The following is a 23,563-nucleotide window of genomic DNA, read 5'->3' as shown; positions in this document are numbered from 1 at the left end:
TGCCCCATGCTCCACGTCGTCCACCACGCCGATTATATGGCCCCGCCGCCCGAACGCGGCAGCTTCAAGTTCGACAAATATCAGCTGGTCATGATCCTGCTGCGCGAATCCGGCGCGGCGATGACCGAACATGCCCCGCCGCCCATGCCGCGCGACTGGCTCGCTGCGGTCCATGATCCCAATTATGTCGATAGCGTCTTGGCGGCTAGCGTGCCGCGCGAAAAGGAGCGGCGGATCGGCTTTCCGGTCACCCCGCATATCGCGCAGCGCGTGCAGCACACCAATGGCGGCACCTGGCGCGCGGCGCATCTGGCGTTTCAGCACGGCTTCGCCGCAAATAGCGCGGGTGGCAGCCATCATTCGCTGCACGATACGGGCGCGGGCTATTGCGTGTTCAACGATCTGGCGGTGGCCGCCAACCGGCTGCTGGCCGAGGGCGATGCGCGGCGCATATTGATCGTGGATCTGGACGTGCATCAGGGTGATGGTACCGCCTCGCTCACCGCCGGGCGCGAGGCGATTTTCACCTTTTCGATGCATGCCGAAAAGAATTTCCCGGTCCGCAAGGCGCGGTCCGATCTCGATCTGCCGCTGCCCGACGGCACCGACGATGACGGCTATCTTTCCGCCTTGTCGCAGCATCTGCCGCGCCTGATCGAGAGCCATCGGCCCGATCTCATCCTCTACCAGGCCGGTGTCGATCCGCATGCGCAGGACAAGCTCGGGCGTCTGGCGTTGACCGACGGCGGGCTGGAACGGCGCGACCGGTTCGTGATCCGCGAAGCACGGTCGCGCGGCATTCCGGTGGCGAGCGCCATGGGCGGCGGATATGGGGCCGACCAGCGCGTCGTGGCGCAGCGCCACGCGAACGCGATGCTCAGCATGGCCGATGAAAACACCCGGTGGCCTGCGCCGCAACAGGTGCAGGCGCGGCGTTAAGTTTCAGAAATAGATATCGACATAGTCGGTCAGCCCGCCGCACGCGGTCATGTCCTGGAGCCGCCAATATTTACGGTTCTGCGTGACTGCGAACGTCATTTGTCCTTCCCGCAAACAATCCCGGCCCGGATCGGGCGTATTGCGAATGTGGATGGTGCCATCAAAGGTGAATGTGTCGGTATCGATAGCCACCACCGCGCCGTCCAGCGTCAGCGTGCCGGGGCGCTGCGGCGTGCCGGTCTGGCGCCCTTTCAGATAGACGATCCGGCCAGGCTGCGTCACGGTCAACGCTCCGCGATCCTCCCATCCGATCCACTGCAGCGTCAGCCCGCTATTGTTGCGCAATCGGTCCAGCGCGGACTGATCGAACACCGTGGTGCTCTCCAGCTTTTCCGGCGCATCTTCGGGCTCTGCAACGCCGCCGTCTTCGGCGACTTGCTGCTGGATCTCGTAAGGGGAGGCTGGCCCGTCCGGCTGGTTGGTGACACATGCGGCCAGCATGAGCGCCGCAAGCGGGGCAAGGGTACGGATCATGGACGGCTCCTGTTGGTTCGACACCATCCGTGTAACAAACCGCCGCCGGCCTGTCGCCGTTATCGCCTGTGGGCATGCTTAGAACCCGTCACCTTGCTCCGTCTTCGGTGTGTTCTGCGAGGGCCCGCTTACAGCCACGCTTCAAACCGCCGCGAACGGCCAAAAATGGGGTGGTTAGCTACCATCAGCTAGTGGCTGGGGTGAGCAGCAATCAGTGCCCCCTCTTCGAACGATCGTTGCCACCCGCTGGCGTCAGTGAGGCGGCCACCCATGAAGGTGAATTGGACCTGCGACACTGCCTTGCCCTGGCTGTCCACGAACTCAACCGTCACCTTCTGCGAAGCACATGGCATCGCGGGCCCATTCATATAGTCCCAGCCTAGGTAACGGTAAGTGTCAGCGTTCATCATGGCTGCAAGCGTTTCAGCGCCCTGAATACCGGCTCCAAGCGGCCGACCAACATCTCCACCGCCAAGATTGAAACGCGCAGTTGGGGTGATCCACTTCGCAAGACGCTTGCGGTCGCCACTCGTGGCAAGCCTCACGATTTCGATGGCACGCAAGCTCAAAAACTTGTGCAGCTCTGTCTGCCTTTCGATATTCGCAAGAGGGCAGTCAGCTGGCGCCGAAGCACTTGCAGGGTTCGTTGCCACTGACAGGGAAGCAATCGCGAGGGCATAATGCATAGCTTTCATCATGGCTTCGTGGCGAAGGTGGCGAACGCCCGCAAGTGAGTCGTTAGCGGAAAGGCAAGTCTAAGCACATCGCGTGCCGTATCAGCTATTCGGTTACGCCGTCCTATGGGTTGCCCACTTCTATAGACGCCCCTTAGCTCGCGCTCTTGATATGATTTGACCCGAAGCCGTCCATGACGCGCCGGGGCCGCCGCGACGGATGGCCGAGGATTTGGCGGGGCCAGTCCGAACGGTGCCCGGCTGCCTGCGACTACTGGACAGCATCCGCCGCCCATCCGATAGCAGGGCGATCATGCATCAGCGCCCGCTCATCCCCTTTCTCGTCGCCTGTGCGGGCATTGGCAGCTTTTCATTGATGGACGCGCTGATGAAGGGGCTGGTGCTGCAGATCGACGTGTATAACGCGCTGTTCTGGCGGCAGCTGGCGGCCATCGCGATGCTTGTCCTTCCCTATTTTGTCCTGCGCCGCCGGACGCGGCCGACGCGCGCGGCGATCCGCATGCATGCGCACCGCGCCGCCGTGGTGTTGCCGATGGGGCTGGCATTTTTCTGGGCGCTCGGGCGGCTGCCGCTGGCCGAGGCGATCGCGCTCAGCTTCATCGCGCCGGTGATTGCGCTGTATCTGGCCGCGCTGCTGCTGAAAGAGACGATCGGGCGCAGCGCCATCTGGGCGTCGCTGCTCGGGCTGATCGGGGTCGGTGTGATCGTCAGCGGGCGGCTGCGCGGCGTCTATGATCCGGGCGCGCTGTGGGCGGCGGGGGCGGTGCTCGTCTCGGCCTGTCTGTTCGCCTATAATCTCATCCTCGCGCGGCGACAGGCGCAGATGGCCGGGCCGATGGAGATCGCCCTGTTCATGGGGCTGTTTCTGGCGGCCTATTACGGGCTGGCCGCGCCGTTTCTGGCCACGCCGCCAGCCGCCGAGCACTGGCCCGCCATTCTGGGCGCGGCGGCGCTGTCCAGCCTGTCGCTGCTGCTGCTGAGCTGGGCCTATGCGCGGGCCGAGGCGCAGGCGCTGATCCCGGTGGAATATACCGGCTTTCTCTGGGCCATCCTGTTCGGCTGGCTGTTCTTTGCGGAAAGGCCCGGCCTGCCGGTGCTGGCGGGCGCGGGCCTGATCGTCGCGGGCAGCTTCATCGCCGCGCGGGCCAAGCCGAAGCTGGTGCAGGCGGTGGATCTGGACGCGGTCTAGGCTGTGCGCGCCTGCCATGTTTCGCGCGACTGGCCGTAGCAATCGACCTCTTTGTCCGCGAACGGGGCGGGCATGCGTGCGGAGCCCATGCGTTGCGATCCCAACCGTTCGGCCAGCGCGATCGACGCCGTATTTTCCGGATCGATCAGGTGATGCACCGCATTCCAGCCCAGCTGATCGAACGCATAGTCGATCGAGGCGACCGCGGCTTCCTGCGCGAAGCCTTTGCCGGCAAAGTCCTTCGCCACGGCCCAGCCGACTTCGGCCACCGGCCAGTCGGCGGGTTGCCATGGGCCGGTGCGGCCGATCCAGCGGCCACTGGCCCGCTCGATCATGGAAAACATGCCAAAGCCTTCGATATGCCAGCTGCCCGCCAGGGTGCACCAGGCACGCCACGCCTCGGACCGCTCCTTGGCGCCGCCCAGAAAGCGCATGGTCTCGGCATCGGCATGGAAGGCGGCGGCGGCCTCGAAATCCTCGGCGGCTGGCGGGCGCAGGATAAGCCGTTCGGTGACGATCAGGGGGCCGTTCAACATGTTGGGTGCGCCTTTCGCTGGGAAGCGTGCGCAGTAGCCCGGTTCGCGCGTACAAAAAAGGGCGCCCGTGACAGGCGCCCTTTCGCGTGACGATATCGTGGTGGGATCAGCGGCAGCTCAGCCCGCCGCGATCGATCTGACGGCCGAGCAGGCCGCCGCCGACAGCGCCGATGATGGCGCCGATGGTCTGGTTCTGCCGGCCGGCGACTTCAGACCCGGCAATCGCGCCCAGCGCGCCACCGATCACAAGGCCGGCCGTGCCGTCATCGCGGCGGCAGCGGTAGCGCCCGTCATTTCCGCGCCAGATCCGGTCATTGCGGGCCAGGCGGCGATCCCGGCGAACGTCGCGGTTATAGGCCCGCCGGTCCTGCCGATAGTCCCGCGCGCGCTGGCGCTCATAGCGTTCCTGGCGCTTGTACCGTTTCTTGTAATGCTTGCCGCTGTCGGCATGGACGGCGGCGCCTTCGGTAATGGGGCCGAGGTCCGGTGCCGGTACCGTCATCGTAAAGGCGGCTGCGACGGCGAGGATGGCGAACTTCATGAAACTACTCCTTTGCCGGAACCGGAAATGGGGTGCCGGTTCATCATGATGTCGAGAACAGTTCAGTTTTACGCCCGGTTTCATGAACGTCCGGCGACAAGACCAGCGGTGGTTTTCCGTCGACGGACCGTTTGCAGCCTGAACGGCAGATTTCCCGATCGGTGCGGTGCAGGGCGAAAGCGCTTGCCAGTGCCGCGCCGAATCGGCAGGGCTTGTCCCATGGGAAATATCGCCGCCTGGCTTATCGGTCTTGTCTCCGCAGTGCTTGCGATCCCGGCGGTGTTGCCCGTGTTGGGCTGGCTGCTGGCGCTGATCATTCTGCCGTTGCCGCTGATCGGCATATTGATCGGCAGCTTCTCGCGCCGGAAGAGCGGGCGCAATTTCTGCATCCTGATCTTCGTGCTGTGTTTCCTGCGATTGATCGTCTTCCTGTAATTTCATGACCAGCGCTGCCGCCGCCGCGCCGCCGCCCGAAAAGGGCAGCGGCCTTGCCCAAGGTATTGGGGCCTATCTGGCCTGGGGCTTCATGCCCCTGTTCTTCAAGCAGCTGACCAGCGTCCCGGCGGTGGAGGTGGTTGCGCACCGCGTGATCTGGTCGGTCCCGCTGTTACTGCTGATCCTGGCGATACGCCGGCAGCTGCCGTCTTTCTGGGCGGTTCTGCGTACGCCGCAAACGCGCTGGCTGATGCTGCTCAGCTCAACGCTGATCGCGGCCAACTGGCTGATCTACGTCTACGCCGTGTTTGCCGATCATATTCTGGCGGCCAGCCTCGGCTATTATCTCACTCCGCTGCTGAACGTGCTGCTCGGCTATTTCTTCCTGAAAGAAGGGATGACGCGGGCCACCTTCGTCGCGCTGCTGCTGGCCATGATCGGCGTGGCCATTCTGGCGGCGGGCGCGCTCGATACGCTGTGGATCAGCCTGGCGCTGGCCTTCAGCTTCGGCATGTACGGGCTGGTGCGCAAATTGGCGCCGGTGGGGTCGATGCCGGGGCTGACGGCGGAGACGGTGATCCTGTCGCCCGTGGCGCTGGGGGCGGTGGCCTGGTTCTGGATGTATGGCGGCAGCGGCGGCTTCGGCAGCTCGTTGAAGATCGACCTGCTGCTGATCGCGGGCGGCGCGGTGACCGCGTTTCCGCTGCTGATGTTCGCCGGCGCCGCGCGCCGCATGCGGCTGACCGCGCTGGGCTTCATCAGCTATATCGGCCCCACCATCCAGTTCCTGCTGGGCGTGCTGCTGTACGATGAGCCGCTGACGACCCCGCGCCTGGCCTGTTTCGCACTGATCTGGTTTGCGCTGGTGATCTTCTCGGTAGACAGCGTCCGGCGATCGCGGCGGGGCGAGGCGCTTTAGTCCAGCGACCAGCCGGGCGTCTCGCCTGCCATGAACGGCACCAGATCGCCGTCCAGCCGATCGGGCACCACCGCGTCCGACCGGCGCAGCGTGATCGTCTCTTCGTTCAGCGGCAGGCCGTAGAAATGCGCGCCATGTTCGCTGGCAAAGCCTTCCAGCCGGTCGAGCACGCCGTCTTCCTCGAAAATCCGGGCGTATGTCTCGATGGCGTAGGGCGCGTTGAAGATGCCCGCGCAGCCGCAGGCGCTTTCCTTGGCCCCGCGCGCATGGGGGGCGCTGTCGGTGCCTAGGAAGAAGCTGGAATCGCCCGATGTCGCCGCCGCGCGCACCGCGATCCGGTGCCGCTCGCGCTTGGCCACCGGCAGGCAGTAAGCGTGCGGCCGCATGCCGCCGGCGAACATCGCGTTGCGGTTGATGATGCAGTGATGCGGGGTGATCGTCGCGCCGATATTGGGCGGCGCATCGGCCACGAACTGCGCCGCCTGCTCGCTGGTGATATGCTCCAGCACGATCCGCAGCGCCGGGAAATCGCGCACCATCGGCGTCAGGATCCGATCGATGAACACCGCTTCCCGGTCGAAGATATCCACAGCCGGGTCGGTCACCTCGCCATGAACGCACAGCACCATGCCGATGCGTTCCATGCGCTCCAGCACTTTGCCCAGATTGGCGATATCGCTCACGCCCGCCGCGCTGTTGGTGGTGGCGTTGGCGGGATACAGCTTGGCCGCGGTGAACACGCCCTTTTCATGCCCGCGCGCCATCTCGTCCGGGTCGCTGTCATCGGTCAGATAGATCGTCATCAGCGGGGTGAAGTCCATGCCCTCAGGCACCGCCAGCCGGATGCGGTTGCGGTAGCTTTCCGCCGCGGCCACGCTGGTGACCGGCGGCGAGAGATTGGGCATCACGATCGCACGGGCAAACTGGCGGGCGGTATAGCCGGCCACCGCGGCCAGCATGTCGCCATCGCGCAAATGGACATGCCAGTCATCGGGACGGCGCAGGGTGAGGGTTTCGGTCATATCCGGCTTTCCTATCCGTTGGCCCCGTGCTTGTCGAAGGGCCATGCTGGGTTTTGCGCCCATAGTTTATAGAAGTCCCGCCCACCGACAAGCACCCGGCAAACGGTTTTAATGATCGCGGTGAAGGCCTATCTCATGGGGCATGACATCCCCCCGCCTGTTCGACCGCGCCATCATCCGCATTTCCGCCACCGAGCCGGAGGAGGACGTGCGCGGCTTCCTGCAGGGCCTCGTCACCAACGATATGCGGCAGCTTGAGGCGGCGGCGGACGCGCCACCGATCTGGGCCGCGCTGCTCACCGCGCAGGGCAAGGCGCTGTTCGATTTCCTGCTCTGGGCCGATGGGGCCAATGTGCTGATCGATTGCGAGGCGGCCCAGGCCGATGCGTTGATCAAGCGGCTGTCGATCTACCGCCTGCGCCGCAAGATCGCGATCGCCAAGGACCCGATGCTGGGGGTGTTCTGGTCAGCCGATGCCGGGCCGTCCGGGGATGACGATGCCGCCGCCGCCGCGCGCGACCCGCGTATCCCGGCGCTCGGCCACCGCTGGATTGCGCCGATGAGGGATAAGGATCGCGATGTTTCCGATGCCTGGCGGGCGCACCGCCTGTCGCTCGGCGTGCCGGAAGGCACGGACGAGCTGGGGCAGGACGCCACCTTGTGGCTGGAATGCAATGCCATCGAGCTGCACGGCGTCGCGTTCGACAAGGGCTGCTATGTCGGCCAGGAAAATACCGCGCGGATGAACTGGCGGCAGAAGATCAACCGGCGGCTGGTGGTCGTGCCGATCGATCAGGCGAACGAGAAGCGCCAGCGCATCGCCTATCCCGATCTCGGCCTGTCGGTCGAGCATCGCCGGGTGGAGGATATGGCCGGCCTGGACCTGCCGGATTGGCAGCACGCCGCCATCGCGCAGACAGAAACGAGCGTGGCGGACGGAGCACGCTTGCAATAGCCGCCGCGCTCTGGCATTGGCCCCGCCTTCGGATCAACGATCCGGGCGCGTAGCTCAGTGGTAGAGCACACCCTTCACACGGGTGGGGTCGCAAGTTCAATCCTTGCCGCGCCCACCATCTTCGGTCGATGCCCCTCAGGCCTCGTCGGCACCGTCATATTTCAGTTCCAGGAACCGGCCTCTTGTTGCCAGCTTGTCGAGTTCGCCGCGGGCGATCTGGCCGGTCATGGTTTCGATCTCGCGGTCGATCCGCTGCAGGCCGCCGATGAGCTGCTCTTCGGGGGTGGCGCCGCCATTGTCCTGCCGCCGGAGCGGTTCGGGGATCGAGCGGTAGCTGTTGATCATTTCGGGCAGATAATCGCCGACCAGCTTGCGCACTTCGTTGGCTGCCGGATCATGTTCGCCCAGCGTGGCGAGCTGCGGGGAGAGCTGATCGAGCCGGGTGCCGATCCCGTCGATCAGCGTGACGGCGGGCGCGGGCAGGGCCGGGCGCTGGCGTTCCAGCCAGATTTCGGTCTTGCCGGCCAGCGTCTTGAGGTCCGCCTTCTGGATGCTTTCGGGCGTCGGTTCGGGCAAGCCGGGCAGGATCGCCGCGATGACAAAGGCCAGCAGGATCAGCCCGATGGCGATCATCACCCCGACAAAGCCGATGCCGTTCAAAATCATGCCGACCACCATCGCCGCGATCACCACGGCGGCGGCACCGCCCGCGCCCACGGCCAGTTTCTGCATCGCTTTCTTGCGCTTGAGCGCCTTGGACCGCTCGCCGATCGATCCGTCGCGCCGCGCGCGTTGATTGGGGATCACGGCGCTGGCGCTGCGCAGAATGGCGTCGGAACCGGAGGCGGAGACCATGGCGTTCCTCAATCTGTCGCCGGGATGAAGGGCAAACTGCGCGCGGCAAGCATCATTCGGCCCCCAGCGCGCTCAGCAGTTCCGGCTCGGCCCCGCGCGCATCCTTCAGCGCGTTGGCCTGGCCTTCGGCGCGGGCGATATAGCCTTTGCTCTTCTCCACTTCGCCTTCCAGCGAATCGACCGTCTGCTTCATCGATCCCAGCGCGGCCAGCTTGAACTGGTCGATCGTGTCCATCGTGTCATAGATATCCTGAAACGCCTGGCTCAGCGTTTCCAGCGGGATGGTGCTGCTGCTGGCCTGCTCGTGGATCAGGGCGGTGTTTTCGCGCATCATCTTGCCGGTGCCCTGGATGATGTTGGCGGTGGTGGTGTTGAGCGCGGTGATCTGATCGAGCACCAGCTTCTGATTGGTCATCGCCTGCGCCACGGTGACGGCGGTGCGCAGCGCGCCGACGGTGGTGGTGCTGGCGCGGTCCACGCCCTTCAACAGCTCGACATTGTTCTTCTTGACGAGGTCCAGCGCCAGATAGCCCTGCACGGTCACCGCCATCTGCGTGAGCAGGTCCTGCGTGCGCTGGCGCACATAGAATAGCGCCGTCTCGCGGATCGCCTTGGCCTTGGCCGGATCGCTATGGTCCAGCTCGTCGGCCTTGTCCTCCAGCCGCTGGTCCATGGTCTTGGAGATGTGGATCATCTGCTCCAGATTGCCCATCGCCTCCCACAGCTTGGTGCGCTCCACATCGATGGCGGCATTGTCCATCAGCAGCTCGTCCTTGCCGTTCTTCAGCCGGTCGAGGATCGAGGAGATATGCCCCTGCGCGCTCTTGTAGCCGTCGAAATAGTCGCGCAGCTTGTTGCCGAAGGGGATGACGCCGAACAGCTTCTTCTTCTGCAGCAGCTTGCCGCGCTTGCTGGGATCGAGATCCTCCACCGTGCGGCGCAGCTCGGCCAGATCGGCGCCAACGCCGCTGGTCTCGTCCATCGCGCGTACGGGCCGGTCGAGGAAGCGGTTGGATTGCCCGGCGGCCACCTGCAACTCCTTGCGGCCCATATTGGTGATCTGGTCCACGCGCTTGCCGAATTCGGGCGAGTTCACGTCCTGCGCCACCAGCTCGCTGAGGAATTGGTCCACCTTCTCGTCCAGCTTGCTCTTCTTCTCCTCGCTCACCGGCACCAGACCGGCGGCGCGTTCCGCGGTCACGGTGGGCACGGGATCGGGCGGGGTCAGTTCCAGCTTGGATGCAGTCGCGGTCTGGGTCGCGGAATCGGTAGGCTGGGCCATGCATTCTCCTTCACTGCAAAAGATGGCGGCTGCCGGGCCGTCCATCAAGCGCGTTCATCTTACACTGTATTGCATTGGCAGAACAGTGGGAAGGGGCGTTCGGCCTTTCCCTGCCCGGCGGGCAAGGCTGGCGCGCGGTCTCAGCCGTCGGCACTGGCGCCCAGCCGCGCGGCCAGCGGCGCGCTGAGGACCAGCTGCGCGAGATGATAGACCAGCACCGGCAGCAGGATCACGCCCGCCCGGTCCGGCGCGAACAGGATCGCGGCGAGCGGCGCGCCGATGGCGATGCTTTTCTGCGCGCCGGAAAACAGCATGGTGCGCCGGTCCGGCCCGTCCAGCCGCAGGGCCCCGCCGGTAAGCCAGGCCCCGCCGAAGCCGATCGCCAGAAACAGCGCGATGACGCCGCCCAGCATCGCGAACTGGCCCGCGCTCACCCGGCCCAGCGCGCCGTCCACCACCGCGCCCGAAAAGGCGACATAGACGGCAATGGCAATCGCGGTGCGGTCCATCCAGGTGACCAGCGCCTTGCGCTCGGCCACCAGCGGGCGCAGCCAGCGCTGCAAAATCTGCCCGAGCGCAAAGGGCAGCAGCAGGATGGACAGGATGCGCAGCACCGCGTCTCCCGTCACGGTCACGCCCGCCGTGCTCGCCAGCGCCGCGAACAGGACCGGTGTCAGCACCACGCCGATCAGGTTCAAGAGCGCGGCGGCCACCACGGAGGCCGCCACATTGCCGCCCGCCAGGCTGGAATAGGCGGTGGCGGACTGGACGGTGGAGGGCAGGGTGCCAAGGAACAGCAGGCCCAGCGCCAGATCGACCGGCAGGACGGTCTGCATCAGATGCGACAGGCCAAAGCCCGCCGCCGCCATCAGGCCGAAGACGAACAGGAACAGCGCCGCCTGCAGCTTCCAGTTCTTCAGCGCGCGGCCCAGCTCCTCGCGCGGCAGGCGCAGGCCGTGCAGGAAGAACAGCAGAAAGATCGCCGCCGCGCTGACATCGCTGGCGATCTCGGCCGACCGTCCGCTCACGGGCAGCACGCTGGCCAGCGCCACCGTGGCGAACAGCAGCATCACGAATTTGTCGGTAAAGGCGCGCCAGATCATGCGCCGGGCCATCGCCGCGCCGCCCATGGCATGCAAGCGGAATCCACAGCCCTTGCTGCGCCGCACAAGCTTCGCTATAGGACCGCGCGTATATGACGGGCGGACGGCGCCTGTCCCTTTCCTGCAGGCAGAACAACCATGTCCCTTCGCAACATTGCGATCATTGCCCACGTTGACCATGGCAAGACCACCCTCGTGGATCAGCTTTTCCGCCAGTCCGGCACCTTCCGAGACAATCAGCGCATCGATGAGCGCGCGATGGACTCCAACGATCTGGAAAAAGAGCGCGGCATCACCATCCTCGCCAAATGCACCAGCGTGGAGTGGGAGCATGATGGCGAGGCGACTCGCATCAACATCGTCGATACCCCGGGCCACGCCGATTTCGGCGCCGAGGTGGAGCGCATCCTGTCGATGGTCGATGGCGTGATCCTGCTGGTCGACGCTGCCGAAGGCGCGATGCCGCAGACCAAGTTCGTCACCGGCAAGGCGCTGGCGCTGGGCCTTCGCCCTATCGTCGTCGTCAACAAGATCGATCGTCCCGATGGCCGTCCGCAGGAAGTGCTGGACGAGGTGTTCGACATGTTCGTGAACCTCGACGCCAATGACGATCAGCTCGATTTCCCCGTGCTCTACGCATCGGGCCGCAACGGCTATGCCAGCGAGAATGTCGACGCGCGCGAGGGCGATCTGACGCCGCTGTTCAAGAAGATCGTCTCCCACGTGCCGGCCCCCGGCCTGGACGAGACCGCACCGTTCAAATTCCTCGCCACCCTGCTGGACCGTGACAATTTCATGGGCCGCGTGCTGACCGGCCGCGTCCAGTCCGGCACCATCCGCGTGAACGACCCGATCAAGGCGATGGACCGCACCGGCAAGCTGGTCGAAACCGGTCGCGCCACCAAGCTGATGAGCTTTCGCGGGCTGGAGCGCGTCCCCGTGGACGTGGCCGTGGCCGGAGAGATTATCGCCATTGCCGGCCTGACCGATGCCACCGTGGCCAACACCATCTGCCAGCCCGATGTGGCCGAGCCGATCGAGGCGCAGCCGATCGATCCGCCGACGCTGGCCATGCGCTTTGCCGTGAACGACAGCCCCTTTGCGGGCCGCGAGGGCGACAAGGTGACCAGCCGCATGATCCGCGATCGCCTGAACCGCGAGCAGGAGACGAACGTCGCCATCCGCGTCACCGAAAGCGCCGACAAGGACAGCTTCGAAGTGGCCGGCCGCGGCGAGCTGCAGCTGGGCGTGGTGATCGAGACCATGCGCCGCGAGGGCTTCGAGCTGGGCATCAGCCGCCCGCGTGTGCTGTTCCGCGAAGGCGAGAATGGCCGCGAAGAGCCCTATGAAACCGTCGTCATCGACGTGGATGACGAACATTCCGGTACGGTTGTGGAGAAGATGCAGCGCCGCAAGGCCGATCTGACCGAGATGCGCCCGTCCGGCGCCGGCAAGACCCGCATCACCTTTTCCGCCCCCTCGCGCGGCCTGATCGGCTATCATGGCGAATTCCTGTCCGATACGCGCGGCACCGGCATCATGAACCGCCTGTTCGAGAAATACGGCCCCTATAAGGGCGCCGTGGGTGGCCGCCAGAACGGCGTGCTGATCTCCAACTCCACCGGCGAAGCGGTCGGCTATGCCCTCAACTCGCTGGAAGAGCGCGGCATCCTGTTCGTGTCTCCGCAGGAGAAGGTGTATGAGGGCATGGTGATCGGCGAGAATGCCAAGCCCGACGATCTGGAAGTGAACCCGCTCAAATCCAAGCAGCTCACCAACTTCCGCTCCACCGGCAAGGACGATGCCGTCCGCCTCACCCCGCCCACGCGCATGACGCTGGAACAGGCCATCGCCTATATCGACGATGACGAGATGGTCGAGGTCACCCCGCAGAGCATCCGCCTGCGCAAGGGCCTGCTCGATCCGAACGAGCGCAAGAAAGCGGGCCGCAAGAAAGCGTCCTGAGCCGCCAGGCACCAGCGAGAGATAACAGAAACCCGGTCGAAGCCCACGCTTCGGCCGGGTTTTTCGTTCAGCGTGGCAGGAAGTAGCCAGTCTCGTCGCCGCGCACCGCGCCGGTGGCGAGCAGTGTCTCCAGCACATCGGCGACGCGCGCCTTGCGCTTGGGCGTCGTGCGCCCCTTGAACAAAGTCGCCAGCGCATCGGCGGGGAGGGGGGCTTCGGCTTCGTGGAGCAGATCGCGCAGCGCGCGAATCTGGTCGAGATCCTTGGCGGGCCAGGCACGTTCCTCGACCACGCCCGCTTCGACCACCTCCATATCGAGAACGTCCTGCCCCTTCACCTTATGGGCGAGGCGCGGCTTCTGATATTCGGGGCGCAGCCAGCGCACCAGCCCGCGCTTTTCCTCCGCGGCGCGTTCCTGATTGAGCGCGACGAGGCGGACGAGCAATTCCTCCTCGGCGGCTTCCTGATCGGGCGATTTGTGCGGGCTGGGCGTGGTGGCACCGGGCCTGCCGACAAGGCGCTGGCCTAGGTCCTCCCACCCGTAGGCCGCGAAGACCTCGCGGTCGATGTCGTCGTGAATATCCTTGAGCACGGTGATCTGCGCCGCCTTGGCGGTGCCGAGCTCCTTTTCGGACAGCGGCGGGACATCGGCCTTGTGGTCAAGCTCGCGATAGCGTTCGAGCACGTTGTACACATCGGTCATGGTTAGGAAGTCGTGCTCGGCCAATCGCTCCTTGCGGAAGGCGTCGAGCCGCTCGCCGAGCTGATCGAGCTTGGCGGATTGGGCGTCGGTGAGGACGGGGAAGGGATATTTTTGGAAGCAAACGGTGTTATTATAAGTCGAGTCATTACCAACGCCTAAGAAGGCGCCTGTCGAAAGTGTGAAATGGACATGCGATCTGCTGCTCAGCACCGCTTGCGATGCACGCGACCGCAAAGCGATAGCAACTACCCCACTCTCCGGAATGGTTGCGCCATCGAGTAAAACAAAAAGCCGATGTTTGGCCGTTCTAGTCGTGACGAGATAAGCGCCAAGCGCTTCTAAAGCGGGTCGAAAGGTCGATCCGACCTCTCCAAACTTCCACCAATATTTGCGTCTCACTTCTCTGCGATTTGCGAGCCGCTCAGGCCGCACGGTCTCGGTGAGGTGGGAATAGACCTTGGGAAATTGGCTTCTGAGTTCCTCTTCGCTAAGGTGTGATGCGTCGATGGCCCAAACCCCTCTGGATCGACGCACCACATCGCTGCCATTTACAAAAGGCCGAATTAATCGGTCGGACGAAACGTCATTTCTGCCCTCTTGTTCGTCGGCGAGTTTCTTCGGAACGATAAAGCCCTTGCCGTGAAGCTTGATGCCTTGATTGCTTAGGTCTGCGTTAGCCAATAATTCTATGGCTTTTGTAACGTCAGCGCCAAGCGTTAGCTTGCTGGTGATCTTTCCCTCATCCACCTCGAGTTTCACCTCGGGCGTATCGGTGTTCAGCCCGCTCTCGCGTACGACTTCCGCAAGCTTCCCCTGCCGCTCGCCGCGCACCGCCACGGTCATGGCGATCCGGACCGCCGCCTTGTCGCTCGCCTTGAGCCACGGGTGGTCGGGAATGGCGTAGACCAGCGATAGCGGCAGCTTGGCGTTCATATGCCGCTCCACCACGCGGCGGCTGAAGGTCTGGGTGATCGAATTGGTGGTGATGAAGCCGAAGCGACGCAGCGGGTTCTCGCCCTTGGCACCCTTGGGCGGCTTGGCGAGCAGCCGTGTTGCCGCCTCGTCCCAGAACTGCATCACGAAATCCGCGCCGCCCGAGACTTCCTTGCGCACCTTCCATATGGCCTCAGCATAGCCGTCGCCCAATTCTTCTCGCATATCGGTTCCGCCGATAAAAGGCGGGTTGCCGACGATGAATTCGACCGGCGGCCACTCGGCGCGGCGCGGGTTCACATACTCGTACAGCTCCATCGTCGCGTCGGGATCAGGAATTTGCTCGCCGGTGATCGGATGCAGCTTCATCGTCTCGCCGTCCCACCGGCTTAACGGCTTGCCAGCCTCGTCACGCAGCATCTCCATGCTGTCGTAAGCGATCAGCGCGTCCTGATGCTTGATCGTGCCATAGGCATGCAGGATCGGTTCGGGCAGGTCTTTCACCTCGACCGTGCGCAGCTGCCATTTCAGAAAACCGATCCACAGCACCAGATCGGCAATCGGCACGGCGCGCGGGTTCAGCTCCAGGCCGTAGAACTGGCGCGGGCCGACAGTCTCCCCGTCCAGCAGCAGGCGGGCCTCATCCTCGCCCAGCCCTTCCAGCGTTTCCAGCACTTCGCCTTCCAGCCGCTTCATCAGCTCCAGCGCGACATACAGGAAGTTGCCGGTGCCGCAGGCCGGGTCCAGCACGCGGGTGGTGCACAGCCGGTGATGGAAGGCGCGCACCGCCTCGATCGCGGCATCGTCCTTGCCCTGCCGTTGCAGATCGTCGATCAGCGCCTGCACCTCTTCCCAGTCGCTGCGCAGCGGGGCGATGATAGTGGGCACCACCAGCCGCTCCACATAAACGCGCGGGGTGAAATGCGCGCCCAGCTTGCCGCGCTCCTTGGTATCGAGTGCGCGCTCCAGCAGCGTGCCGAAGATGGCCGGTTCCACATCGCGCCAGTCCTTGCGCGATGCCAGCCACAGCTCCCGGATATCATCCTCGTCCAGCTTCAATGCGTGGCGGCTTTTGAACAGCGATCCGTTGAAGCGTTTGAGCGTAGCGTTCAGGTGCGGGGCATAACCGCCCGTGTCCATCACGGCCCAGAGGCTTTCCAAAGCGGGCGCGAAGTGATCGGGCGTTTCCACCATGCGCTCCAGCAGCTGTTCGAAGCCCTTGCCCGGCAGCAGATCCACGTCCTCGGCAAACATGGTGAACAGGCAGCGCATCAGGAATTCGGCGATGTCCTTGGGGTCGTGCCGGCGTTCGAGGCTCTTGGCCACCTTGGCCAGCCTCTGGGCAATATCCTCCGTCACCTTGGCGGAGATCTTGGTGGGGTCCAGGCTTTGCGGATCGGTCCAGATGGCGCGTAGGCGCTCCTGCACGGTCTCTTCCAGCAGATCGTCCATGGTCAGGCGATAGCGCTGCCGATCGGGGAAATGCGCGTAGTTGCGGCCCTGCCCGGAGAAATCGGCGTAGACCTCGATCACGTTGCCGACATCGACGATCAGCAGGAACGGGGGATAGTCATGGTTCTGGGGCAGCGCGCGGGCATAATCCTCCGCCTGTTTCTTGGCGGCGATCATCACCTTGTCCCAGCTTTTGCTGCCGCGCTTGGCATGGCCCAGCTTCTGCTTGGTTTCTACGCCCACCAGTTCCAGCTGCTCGCTGGCGCGGGCCTTCTCGCGTTTCGCGGATTGTTTCGCCTCCAGAATGAAGCAGTCGCGCTTGTAGCAATCGATTCGCCCGTTGCTGGTGGTGCCGCCGGGATGATGGAAGATCACGGCGCGCTCGAACACATAATCGTTCAGGCGGTTCTCCTCGCGGGCCATGGCCGGCGCTTCGACGCCTATCGCACGTGCGAGCCGCTCCACGAACAGCTGCGCATTGGCCATTTCCGATCCGCCGGATGCCTTGGCATCGGCGATCAGCTGCGACAGCTTGTCGCTATTCACTCCCCCACTCATGCAAGCAGGCTAGCCCGGGGGGCGAAAGGACGCCAGCGGGAAATGCTGTCCTACATTGTGCCAATTGGGTTATAGCGTTCATCATGAATGAACCGTCGGAGAGCAATATTGTCCCCTGCAGCGTCACGGCGGCGACGGAACATATTCCCGCTCTGGACAGTGTGAACCAGTGTGACCCTGGCGCGCGTTACACGCGGTGTCCCGCCTTGTGCGTCAGACGCAGCGTTCTGGTCTTGCGGGTTACACCCGGCTTTCCTGTCTCGCGGGTTACACCCGCATGGGCATCAGCACGTAGAGCGCCTGGGCCTTGTCGCCTTCGCGGATCAGGGTGGGGGCGCTGGCGTCGGCCAGATGCAGCTCCACGCTGTCGCCTTCGATCTCGCCCAGAATGTCGAGCAGGTAGCGGGCATTGAAGCCGATCTCGAACTCGTCGGAGCTGTATGCGCCGGGCACTTCCTCGGCCGCGGTGCCGTTTTCCGGGCTGGTGACGGACAGGGTAACCTTGTCCTTGCCCAGCGCCATCTTGACGGCGCGGGTCTTCTCGGTGGCGATGGTGGCCACGCGGTCCACGCCCTCGGCGAGGCTCTTGGGGTCGATCTTCAGCAGCTTGTCGTTGCCGGTGGGGATCACGCGGTTGTAATCGGGGAAGGTGCCGTCGATGAGCTTGCTGGTCAGCACGGCATTGCCCAGCGTGAAGCGGATCTTGGACGCGCTGAGGTCGATCTGCACGCGGGCCTCGCCATTCTCGTCGAGCAGCTTGCGTAGCTCGCCCACGCATTTGCGCGGCACGATCACGTCGGGCATGCCCTCCGCGCCGTCCGGGCGGGGCAGGGTGACGCGGGCCAGGCGGTGCCCGTCGGTCGCGGCGGCTTTCAGCACCGGCTCGCCATCTTCGGCGACGTGCAGGAAGATGCCGTTGAGATAGTAACGCGTCTCTTCGGTCGAGATGGCGAAGCGCGTCTTGTCGATGATGGCGACGAGGTCCTGCGCGCTCAGCTCGAAGCTGGTGGGCAACTCGCCCTCGGCGATCACCGGGAAGTCGTCGCGCGGCAGGGTGGCGAGCGAAAAGCGCGCGCGGCCGGCATTGATCTGCATGCGGCCATCGGCGGCGTGGAACTCCACCTGGCTGCCTTCGCGCAGCTTGCGGGCGATGTCGAACAGGGTGTGCGCGCTGACGGTGATGGTGCCGGGGGTCTCCACCTGCGCATCGGCGGTCTCGACGATCTGCAGATCGAGATCGGTGGCCATGAGCTTCAACCCGCCGCCCTCGCGCGCTTCGATCAGCACGTTGGACAGGATGGGGATGGTGTTGCGCCGCTCGACCACGGACTGAACATGGCCCAGGCTCTTCAACAGGCTAGCGCGCTCGATCGTGGCTTTCATGGACCTCTCTTCTTCCCCCAATTGGCATCCTCTGCGCAGTGGAAAGCGAGTCCCCCAGGCAATGGTGGCACGTCCTACCATGAAAAAAGGCCGGGGCAAGCGCCCCGACCTTCCTTCCCGCGCCGAAACGCGTGGATAAGCTTCGGATTAGAAGCGGTAGCCAACGCTCACGGCCACCTGGTGACGGTCCGTATCCACGCGGAAGTCGTCCACGAGGACCGAGTTGTCGGTGCCGAAATCGGCCGAACTGTAGTTGGAATAGCGATATTCCAGCTTGCCGAAGGTGTTGGGCGTGAAGGCACGCTCCACACCGGCGCCGACGCGGAAGCCGTCCAGCTCATAGCTGCGGTCCAGCGAGGTGGTGCCGTCATTGGCCTGCAGGTTGAGCTGCGCGTTGGTGTAGCCACCCTTCACATAGACCAGCGTCTGCGGGTTGGCGAGGATGCCGGCGCGGGCACCGACATAGAGGTCACGGCCCGTGTCCACACGGCCGAAACCGAAGGTGTTGACGCCGCCGTCATTGTTGTAATCGACGCTGGCGGTGCTGCCGCTATATTCGCCTTCGACACCGAGGACGACACCACCGGCGTTGAAATCGTACCCGACGCCGACGCCGTAAAGCAGGCCGTCGATCGACTGGTCGTCATTGGCGATGTCGCTATCGCTGTCGCTACCGGCGGACACATTGTCATAACCGGTGGTCAGTTCCACGCGCGGACCGGTGAACGGGCCGTCGATGGCGCTCTGAGCCATGGCAGGTGCCGCGATGGCGGAGCCGGTGACGAGGAGAGGGAGAAAAATCTTACGCATTATGGTACTCCGTTTCTTGAGGCGCTGCTCTCTAGCATGCGCACAATCAGAAAACGGGCCGGGCAATAGATTGTTTCATGAACCTGACACAACAAAACCCTGTGACCTAATTATCACATAGAGGCAGGAAGCTTTTGAATAGCAACGGAAAAAGGCTGTTTGTCGCCCGCCATGGGGAGACGGTTTTCAATGCCGCCGGGCGTTTGCAGGGAACCCATGCGCATACGCCGCTGACCAGCGCGGGGTTCCGGCAAGCGGAGACTATGGGCGCAGGACTGGGCGCCTATCTCGATGGATTTGATGGCGTGCTTGATCTGGTGGCGTCGGATACGGGCCGGGCCCTGCAGACGCTGGCATTGGTGACCGAAAGGATCGGTCGTGACTGGCATGACGCGCGAACCGACGAGCGACTGAACGAAATCGACGTCGGCAGCTGGGGCGGTCTCTATTATCGCGACCTTCTGGCGCAAGGCCCTGTGATCCATGGCGCGCATCGCCTGTTCCAGCGTTTGCCGGATGGCGCAGAAAGCTATGGAGATGTGGCGCGCCGGCTGCGGTCGTGGATCGATGATCAGCAATTTGCGCATGACATGATCCTGATCAGCCATGGCATGACGAGCCGGGTCTTGCGGGGCCTATTGTGCGATCTGCCCGATCTCGATGGCTTTGGCGCGCCCGTTGCGAAAGGCTTGCCCCAGGGCAGCATGGTGATGATCTGCGATGGTGTGGAAGAGATGGTCGTGCTGGGCGCGGGCGAGGGCGAGAAAGGATGAGGCCGCCGATTGCGGTCTGGCTGGTGGCCGCCGTCATGATGATGGCCGCACCGGTGGCCGCGCAGGAGATGGTCGGCATATTCGAAGGTTGGGGCGCGTTCCGTGCCGATGCACAATGCTATGCCATCGCCCGTCCGGAACGGATTGCCGGTCCGCAGCGCAGCACGGCATCTGCCGGGTTCAGCCATAGCGAAAACGGGCCTGCGCGCTTCTTTGCCCGATTGAGCCGGGCACGGCGGCCCGGCAGCAGCCTGACGGTGACACTCGGCGGACGGCGGTTCGCGCTGGATGGGCGAGGCACCCAGGCGATGGCCAGCGATGCCGCCACCGATCGTGCCATATTGTCGGCACTCCGCATGGCCAACGCGATGAGCATCGAAGGCACGGATATGCGTGGACGGGCCATCGTCGATGCATATGCCTTGGCAGGCGCGCCCAGCGCGGTGGATGCGGCGCGCCTGGCCTGTCTGGCGCGGTAGGTCTGGCACGGTGGTTCCTGCCCGCGCCCTGACAGGTGGACGCGCGGCTTCCCAAAGTGCTGCGGCGCCACTATATTGGGCCGATGTCCGACAGTCTGACCACCGCCATGCCCATCGCAGGGCATTTCGATCCCGTGCCCGTCCCGCGTGCCATCACGCCGCGCCAGGATGGCAAGCTTGACCTGATGGGGCTCTCCACCGTTCAGATCCGCGCGCTGTTCGAGGAGGCCGGGCTGGATGTGAAGGCGGCCAAGCTGCGCGCCAAGCAGGTGTTCCACTGGATCTATCATCGCGGTGCAAGCGAGTTCGAGGCGATGACCGATATCGCCAAGACCATGCGTCCCTGGCTGGCCGAGCGCTTCGTCATAGCGCGCCCCAATGTGGTCGAGGCGCAGGTGAGCGAGGACGGCACCCGCAAATGGTTGCTGCGATCGGATGATGGCCAGGATTATGAAATGGTGTTCATTCCGGACGCCGACCGGGGCACGCTGTGCGTATCGAGCCAGGTTGGCTGCACGCTCAACTGCCGCTTCTGCCACACCGGCACCATGCGGCTGGTGCGCAATCTGACGCCCGGAGAAATCGTCGGCCAGGTCATGTTGGCGCGCGATTCGCTGGGCGAATGGCCTAAGGGCAATATGGATGTCGGCGACGGCACCGACGATGCGGATGAAGACGCCGCCACCTACACCGCCGATGGCCGGATGCTGACCAACATCGTGATGATGGGCATGGGCGAACCGCTCTACAATTTCGATCATGTCCGCGATGCGCTCAAGATCGTGATGGACAGCGCCGGTCTCGCTCTTTCGCGCCGCCGGATCACGCTGTCGACCAGCGGCGTGGTGCCGATGATGGGCCGGTGCAGCGACGAGATTGGTGTGAACCTGGCCGTATCGCTTCACGCGGTCAGCAAGGAAGTGCGTGACGAGATCGTGCCGATCAACAAGAAATATGGCATCGAGGAGTTGCTGCAGGCCTGCGCCGATTATGGCGGTGCCAGCAATTCGCGGCGCATCACGTTCGAATATGTGATGCTGAAGGACAAGAATGACAGCGATGCCGATGCGCGCGAGCTGGTGCGGCTGCTGAAAGCCTATCGTCTGCCGGCCAAGGTCAATCTGATCCCGTTCAATCCGTGGGACGGTGCGCCCTATGAATGTTCGGACCCGGACCGCATCCGCAAGTTCAGCAATATCATCTTCGAAGCCGGGATCAGCGCACCCATCCGCACCCCGCGCGGCCGCGATATCGATGCCGCCTGCGGCCAGCTGAAGACTGCCGCCGTCAAGAAAAGCCGCGCCGAGCTGGACCGTGAGGCGGAAGCCGCCGAGGCCTGATAGGGCGCTGCCTATTCAGGCCGCCCCATGAAGAACTTGTTGTCCTCGGTAATCGTGAAATAGTCGCCGGGGCCGCCGCCGCGCATGATCGGGCGGGCGCGCTCGGTCTGGTAGACGCCGTCCTCGAGCAGGCTTTCGTCGATATGCACGCCGACCACTTCGCCCAGGATCAGCCAGCTCGGCACGTCATCGCCGCTGGCGGTCTTGAGCTGTTCGATCTGCGTTACCTTGCATTCGAACTTCACCGGTGAAGCCGCGACGAGCGCCGGGCGGATGATACGCGCCTGCTCGATCGCAATGCCGGCGGCTTCGAACTCGCTCATGCCATGATCCAGTCCGGCGGAGGACGCATTCATCTGGTCGCGCAGATCCCAAGTCGCCAGGTTCCAGCTGAACTCCGGCACGTCGCGCACATTCTTGAGCGAATCCTTGTCGCCAACGCTGCAGAATCCCACGATCGGCGGGATATAGTTGAACGCGTTGAAGAAGCTGTAGGGCGCCAGATTGTGCGTGCCGTCCCGGCTGGTCGTCCCCACCCAGCCGATGGGGCGCGGCGCGACGATGGCGTTGAACGGATTATGCGGCAGGCCGTGCCCGGCGGCAGGTTCGTAATAATGAATGCTCATGACGATTGGTCTAGAGTCTGCGAGGCAGCATGACCAGACGTGAAAGACACGCTTCGTCCAGGCCATGCCGGCCGTTCCATGGAACCGCAGCCCGTCAAATGTTCAGGCGATAACGGTTTTCGCCGAATCTCCAGGCTCCTGACCCGCAGCCTTCTGCTGGTCAACCTTCAACAGTACGCCCGCGCGCCAATAATGGAACACCGCCCATGGCGTCAGCGCAGCCCCGGTCAGCAGGGCATAACGCAGCGACTCGTCTCCGAACATCGGCGTATAGACGTCGGACAGGATGCCGATCGCGGTCGGTCCGGCGCCCAGCCCGATCAGGTTGATCACCAGCAAGGTGATCGCCGCCCAGACCGCGCGCATCTTCAACGGTGCAAGCCCCTGGATCAGCGCAAAGGTGGGGCCGAGATAGCCGGTCTGGAAAATCAGCGCGATCAAATAGCTGCCCATGGCGATCCACGGATCATAGATCAGATAGAGCGCGAACAGGAAGGGCAGGGCGATCGTCTTCAGAATGGCGATCATCAGGCTCTGGCTGTGCAGGCCATATCGGCTCGCGCACCAGTCGGCCAGCTTGCCGCCGCCGACCGTGCCGACGACGCCGCCGACGGCCAGAATCGGCGCGATGTACATGGCGATCTGCAGCTTATCGAAACCGAAGCTGCGGATATAATAAGCCGGGCCCCAGAAGGTCAGTCCATAGCCGATCATCGAGGTGATCGTGACACCGGCAACCAGATGGCGTGCGGCACGATTGGCCCACATCGCACGAAATCCGTCGGCCAGGGTCGGGCTGCTGTCATCGGATATGGTTTGCGCGGCGTCCGACATGCCGCGTGGCGGCTCGACCGCGAACAGGCGCACCGCCACGGCCAGCAATATGCCGGGCAGGCCGATGACGAAGAACGCCATGCGCCAGCCGAAATAATGCGCGACGGTGCCACCCAGAATAGTGCCCATGGCCGCGCCCAGCGTCACGCCGAGAGAATAGATGGCCAGCGCTCCGGCGCGCTTGTCCGGCCCATAGAGGTCGGCAATCATCGAATGGCTTGGCGGGCTGGATCCAGCTTCACCGATGCCGACGCCGATCCGCGCGAGCAGCAGATGCAGGAAATTATTGGCAAAGCCGCACAGCGCAGTTGCCCCGCTCCATAAAGCCAGCGCGACCGCGATAATGTTGCGCCGGTTCTTGCGATCCGCCAGCCATGCCACCGGTATGCCCAGGGTCGCATAGAAAACAGCGAAGGCCAGCCCGGAAATGATGCCCAGCTGCGTGTCCGTCAGGATCAGATCGGCTTTGATATCCTCCAGCAGGATGGAGAGGATCTGGCGATCCATATAGCTGAAAAAATAGGTGATCGTCAGCAGAGTCAGCGTGATCTTGCGCGCTCTCGGGCTGACGTCCGGCATTATGGCTTCGGCGAAACGCGCCGGCTGGCTGGTCATGGCAATCCTCTCCTGAAGGACCTGCAGGCTATCAGCCTTGCACTAGTGCGCAAGCGATTTTCGAATACGCGGTATGGTCCGCGTCAA

Annotated in this window: 22 protein-coding genes and 1 tRNA gene; 10 read left to right on the top strand and 13 right to left on the bottom strand. The window is 64.1% G+C overall.

The window, feature by feature from the left end:
• The first annotated feature begins 6 nt into the window (after window positions 1-6).
• A complete protein-coding gene (locus G410_RS0108050; RefSeq protein ID WP_033317472.1) occupies window positions 7-939 on the top strand; it encodes a histone deacetylase family protein in 933 nt (310 codons plus the stop codon).
• A 3-nt stretch (window positions 940-942) separates the two neighbouring features.
• Here G410_RS0108050 and G410_RS0108045 read toward each other — a convergent pair whose 3' ends face one another.
• Window positions 943-1,473 carry a hypothetical protein gene (locus G410_RS0108045; RefSeq protein ID WP_156851897.1) on the bottom strand — a complete coding sequence of 177 codons (531 nt, stop codon included), beginning with the start codon at window positions 1,471-1,473 and terminating at the stop codon, window positions 943-945.
• Between the two features lie 188 nt (window positions 1,474-1,661).
• A complete protein-coding gene (locus tag G410_RS0108040) occupies window positions 1,662-2,171 on the bottom strand; it encodes a hypothetical protein (RefSeq protein WP_022673138.1) in 510 nt (169 codons plus the stop codon).
• Window positions 2,172-2,460: 289 nt separating this feature from the next.
• Between G410_RS0108040 and G410_RS0108035 the strand changes: the two genes are divergently transcribed.
• Complete coding sequence (locus G410_RS0108035) at window positions 2,461-3,357, top strand: DMT family transporter (protein ID WP_022673137.1); 897 nt, start codon at window positions 2,461-2,463, stop codon at window positions 3,355-3,357.
• On the opposite strand, the gene G410_RS0108030 is transcribed toward G410_RS0108035, so the two are convergent.
• Together G410_RS0108030 and G410_RS0108025 are read right to left on the bottom strand one after the other, a co-directional pair.
• The gene (locus G410_RS0108030) at window positions 3,354-3,893 is read right to left on the bottom strand and encodes a GNAT family N-acetyltransferase (protein WP_022673136.1); all 540 of its coding nucleotides are present in this window, start codon (window positions 3,891-3,893) and stop codon (window positions 3,354-3,356) included. The genes G410_RS0108035 and G410_RS0108030 overlap by 4 nt on opposite strands.
• A 106-nt stretch (window positions 3,894-3,999) precedes the next feature.
• On the bottom strand, window positions 4,000-4,434 hold the full coding sequence (locus G410_RS0108025; protein WP_022673135.1) for a glycine zipper 2TM domain-containing protein: 435 nt from the start codon (window positions 4,432-4,434) through the stop codon (window positions 4,000-4,002).
• Window positions 4,435-4,653: 219 nt separating this feature from the next.
• Between G410_RS0108025 and G410_RS0108020 the strand changes: the two genes are divergently transcribed.
• Window positions 4,654-4,869, top strand: a complete 216-nt coding sequence (locus tag G410_RS0108020; RefSeq protein ID WP_022673134.1) for a hypothetical protein — start codon at window positions 4,654-4,656, stop codon at window positions 4,867-4,869.
• Between the two features lie 4 nt (window positions 4,870-4,873).
• On the top strand, window positions 4,874-5,788 hold the full coding sequence (gene rarD, locus G410_RS0108015) for an EamA family transporter RarD (protein WP_022673133.1): 915 nt from the start codon (window positions 4,874-4,876) through the stop codon (window positions 5,786-5,788).
• On the opposite strand, the gene pyrC is transcribed toward rarD, so the two are convergent.
• Window positions 5,785-6,810 (bottom strand): dihydroorotase, encoded by a 1,026-nt coding sequence (pyrC, locus tag G410_RS0108010; RefSeq protein WP_022673132.1) that lies wholly within the window; start codon window positions 6,808-6,810, stop codon window positions 5,785-5,787. The genes rarD and pyrC overlap by 4 nt on opposite strands.
• Window positions 6,811-6,952: 142 nt before the next feature.
• Between pyrC and ygfZ the strand changes: the two genes are divergently transcribed.
• Together ygfZ and G410_RS0108000 are read left to right on the top strand one after the other, a co-directional pair.
• Window positions 6,953-7,765 carry a CAF17-like 4Fe-4S cluster assembly/insertion protein YgfZ gene (gene ygfZ / locus G410_RS0108005; protein WP_022673131.1) on the top strand — a complete coding sequence of 271 codons (813 nt, stop codon included), beginning with the start codon at window positions 6,953-6,955 and terminating at the stop codon, window positions 7,763-7,765.
• Window positions 7,766-7,808: 43 nt separating this feature from the next.
• Window positions 7,809-7,883, top strand: a tRNA-Val gene (locus G410_RS0108000).
• Between the two features lie 17 nt (window positions 7,884-7,900).
• Here G410_RS0108000 and G410_RS0107995 read toward each other — a convergent pair.
• The 3 genes from G410_RS0107995 to G410_RS0107985 form a co-directional block, all read right to left on the bottom strand.
• The gene (locus G410_RS0107995; RefSeq protein ID WP_022673130.1) at window positions 7,901-8,620 is read right to left on the bottom strand and encodes a hypothetical protein; all 720 of its coding nucleotides are present in this window, start codon (window positions 8,618-8,620) and stop codon (window positions 7,901-7,903) included.
• A gap of 52 nt (window positions 8,621-8,672) precedes the next feature.
• On the bottom strand, window positions 8,673-9,902 hold the full coding sequence (locus G410_RS0107990) for a toxic anion resistance protein (protein WP_022673129.1): 1,230 nt from the start codon (window positions 9,900-9,902) through the stop codon (window positions 8,673-8,675).
• A 140-nt stretch (window positions 9,903-10,042) separates the two neighbouring features.
• A complete protein-coding gene (locus G410_RS0107985; protein WP_022673128.1) occupies window positions 10,043-11,032 on the bottom strand; it encodes a bile acid:sodium symporter family protein in 990 nt (329 codons plus the stop codon).
• Window positions 11,033-11,143: 111 nt separating this feature from the next.
• Here G410_RS0107985 and typA point away from each other — a divergent pair, with 111 nt between their 5' ends.
• Complete coding sequence (gene typA, locus G410_RS0107980) at window positions 11,144-12,970, top strand: translational GTPase TypA (RefSeq protein ID WP_022673127.1); 1,827 nt, start codon at window positions 11,144-11,146, stop codon at window positions 12,968-12,970.
• A 67-nt stretch (window positions 12,971-13,037) separates the two neighbouring features.
• Here typA and G410_RS0107975 read toward each other — a convergent pair whose 3' ends face one another.
• From G410_RS0107975 to G410_RS0107965, 3 genes are all read right to left on the bottom strand, one after another.
• On the bottom strand, window positions 13,038-16,616 hold the full coding sequence (locus tag G410_RS0107975) for a class I SAM-dependent DNA methyltransferase (protein WP_033317470.1): 3,579 nt from the start codon (window positions 16,614-16,616) through the stop codon (window positions 13,038-13,040).
• A gap of 267 nt (window positions 16,617-16,883) precedes the next feature.
• Entirely contained in the window at window positions 16,884-17,999 is a 1,116-nt protein-coding gene (dnaN, locus tag G410_RS0107970; RefSeq protein ID WP_022673125.1) for a DNA polymerase III subunit beta, read from the bottom strand.
• A 147-nt stretch (window positions 18,000-18,146) separates the two neighbouring features.
• Window positions 18,147-18,809, bottom strand: coding sequence for an outer membrane protein (locus tag G410_RS0107965; protein ID WP_022673124.1), 663 nt, complete (start codon window positions 18,807-18,809; stop codon window positions 18,147-18,149).
• Between the two features lie 134 nt (window positions 18,810-18,943).
• Here G410_RS0107965 and G410_RS0107960 point away from each other — a divergent pair, with 134 nt between their 5' ends.
• The 3 genes from G410_RS0107960 to rlmN all read left to right on the top strand — a co-directional run bounded on the left by G410_RS0107960 (window position 18,944) and on the right by rlmN (window position 21,401).
• Window positions 18,944-19,582, top strand: a complete 639-nt coding sequence (locus G410_RS0107960) for a histidine phosphatase family protein (protein ID WP_022673123.1) — start codon at window positions 18,944-18,946, stop codon at window positions 19,580-19,582.
• On the top strand, window positions 19,579-20,061 hold the full coding sequence (locus G410_RS0107955) for a hypothetical protein (protein WP_022673122.1): 483 nt from the start codon (window positions 19,579-19,581) through the stop codon (window positions 20,059-20,061). The genes G410_RS0107960 and G410_RS0107955 overlap by 4 nt, the downstream gene beginning before the upstream one ends.
• 83 nt (window positions 20,062-20,144) lie before the next feature.
• On the top strand, window positions 20,145-21,401 hold the full coding sequence (gene rlmN, locus G410_RS0107950) for a dual-specificity RNA methyltransferase RlmN (protein WP_028971218.1): 1,257 nt from the start codon (window positions 20,145-20,147) through the stop codon (window positions 21,399-21,401).
• A gap of 11 nt (window positions 21,402-21,412) precedes the next feature.
• On the opposite strand, the gene G410_RS0107945 is transcribed toward rlmN, so the two are convergent.
• Both G410_RS0107945 and G410_RS0107940 read right to left on the bottom strand, forming a co-directional pair.
• On the bottom strand, window positions 21,413-22,027 hold the full coding sequence (locus tag G410_RS0107945) for a flavin reductase family protein (protein WP_022673120.1): 615 nt from the start codon (window positions 22,025-22,027) through the stop codon (window positions 21,413-21,415).
• A 102-nt stretch (window positions 22,028-22,129) separates the two neighbouring features.
• Window positions 22,130-23,476 carry a spinster family MFS transporter gene (locus G410_RS0107940; RefSeq protein ID WP_022673119.1) on the bottom strand — a complete coding sequence of 449 codons (1,347 nt, stop codon included), beginning with the start codon at window positions 23,474-23,476 and terminating at the stop codon, window positions 22,130-22,132.
• Window positions 23,477-23,563: the final 87 nt, after the last annotated feature.

The organism is Novosphingopyxis baekryungensis DSM 16222 (assembly GCF_000420305.1).
GTDB classification, from domain to species: domain Bacteria; phylum Pseudomonadota; class Alphaproteobacteria; order Sphingomonadales; family Sphingomonadaceae; genus Novosphingopyxis; species Novosphingopyxis baekryungensis.
This window is presented reverse-complemented; position numbering and strand designations above follow the sequence as displayed.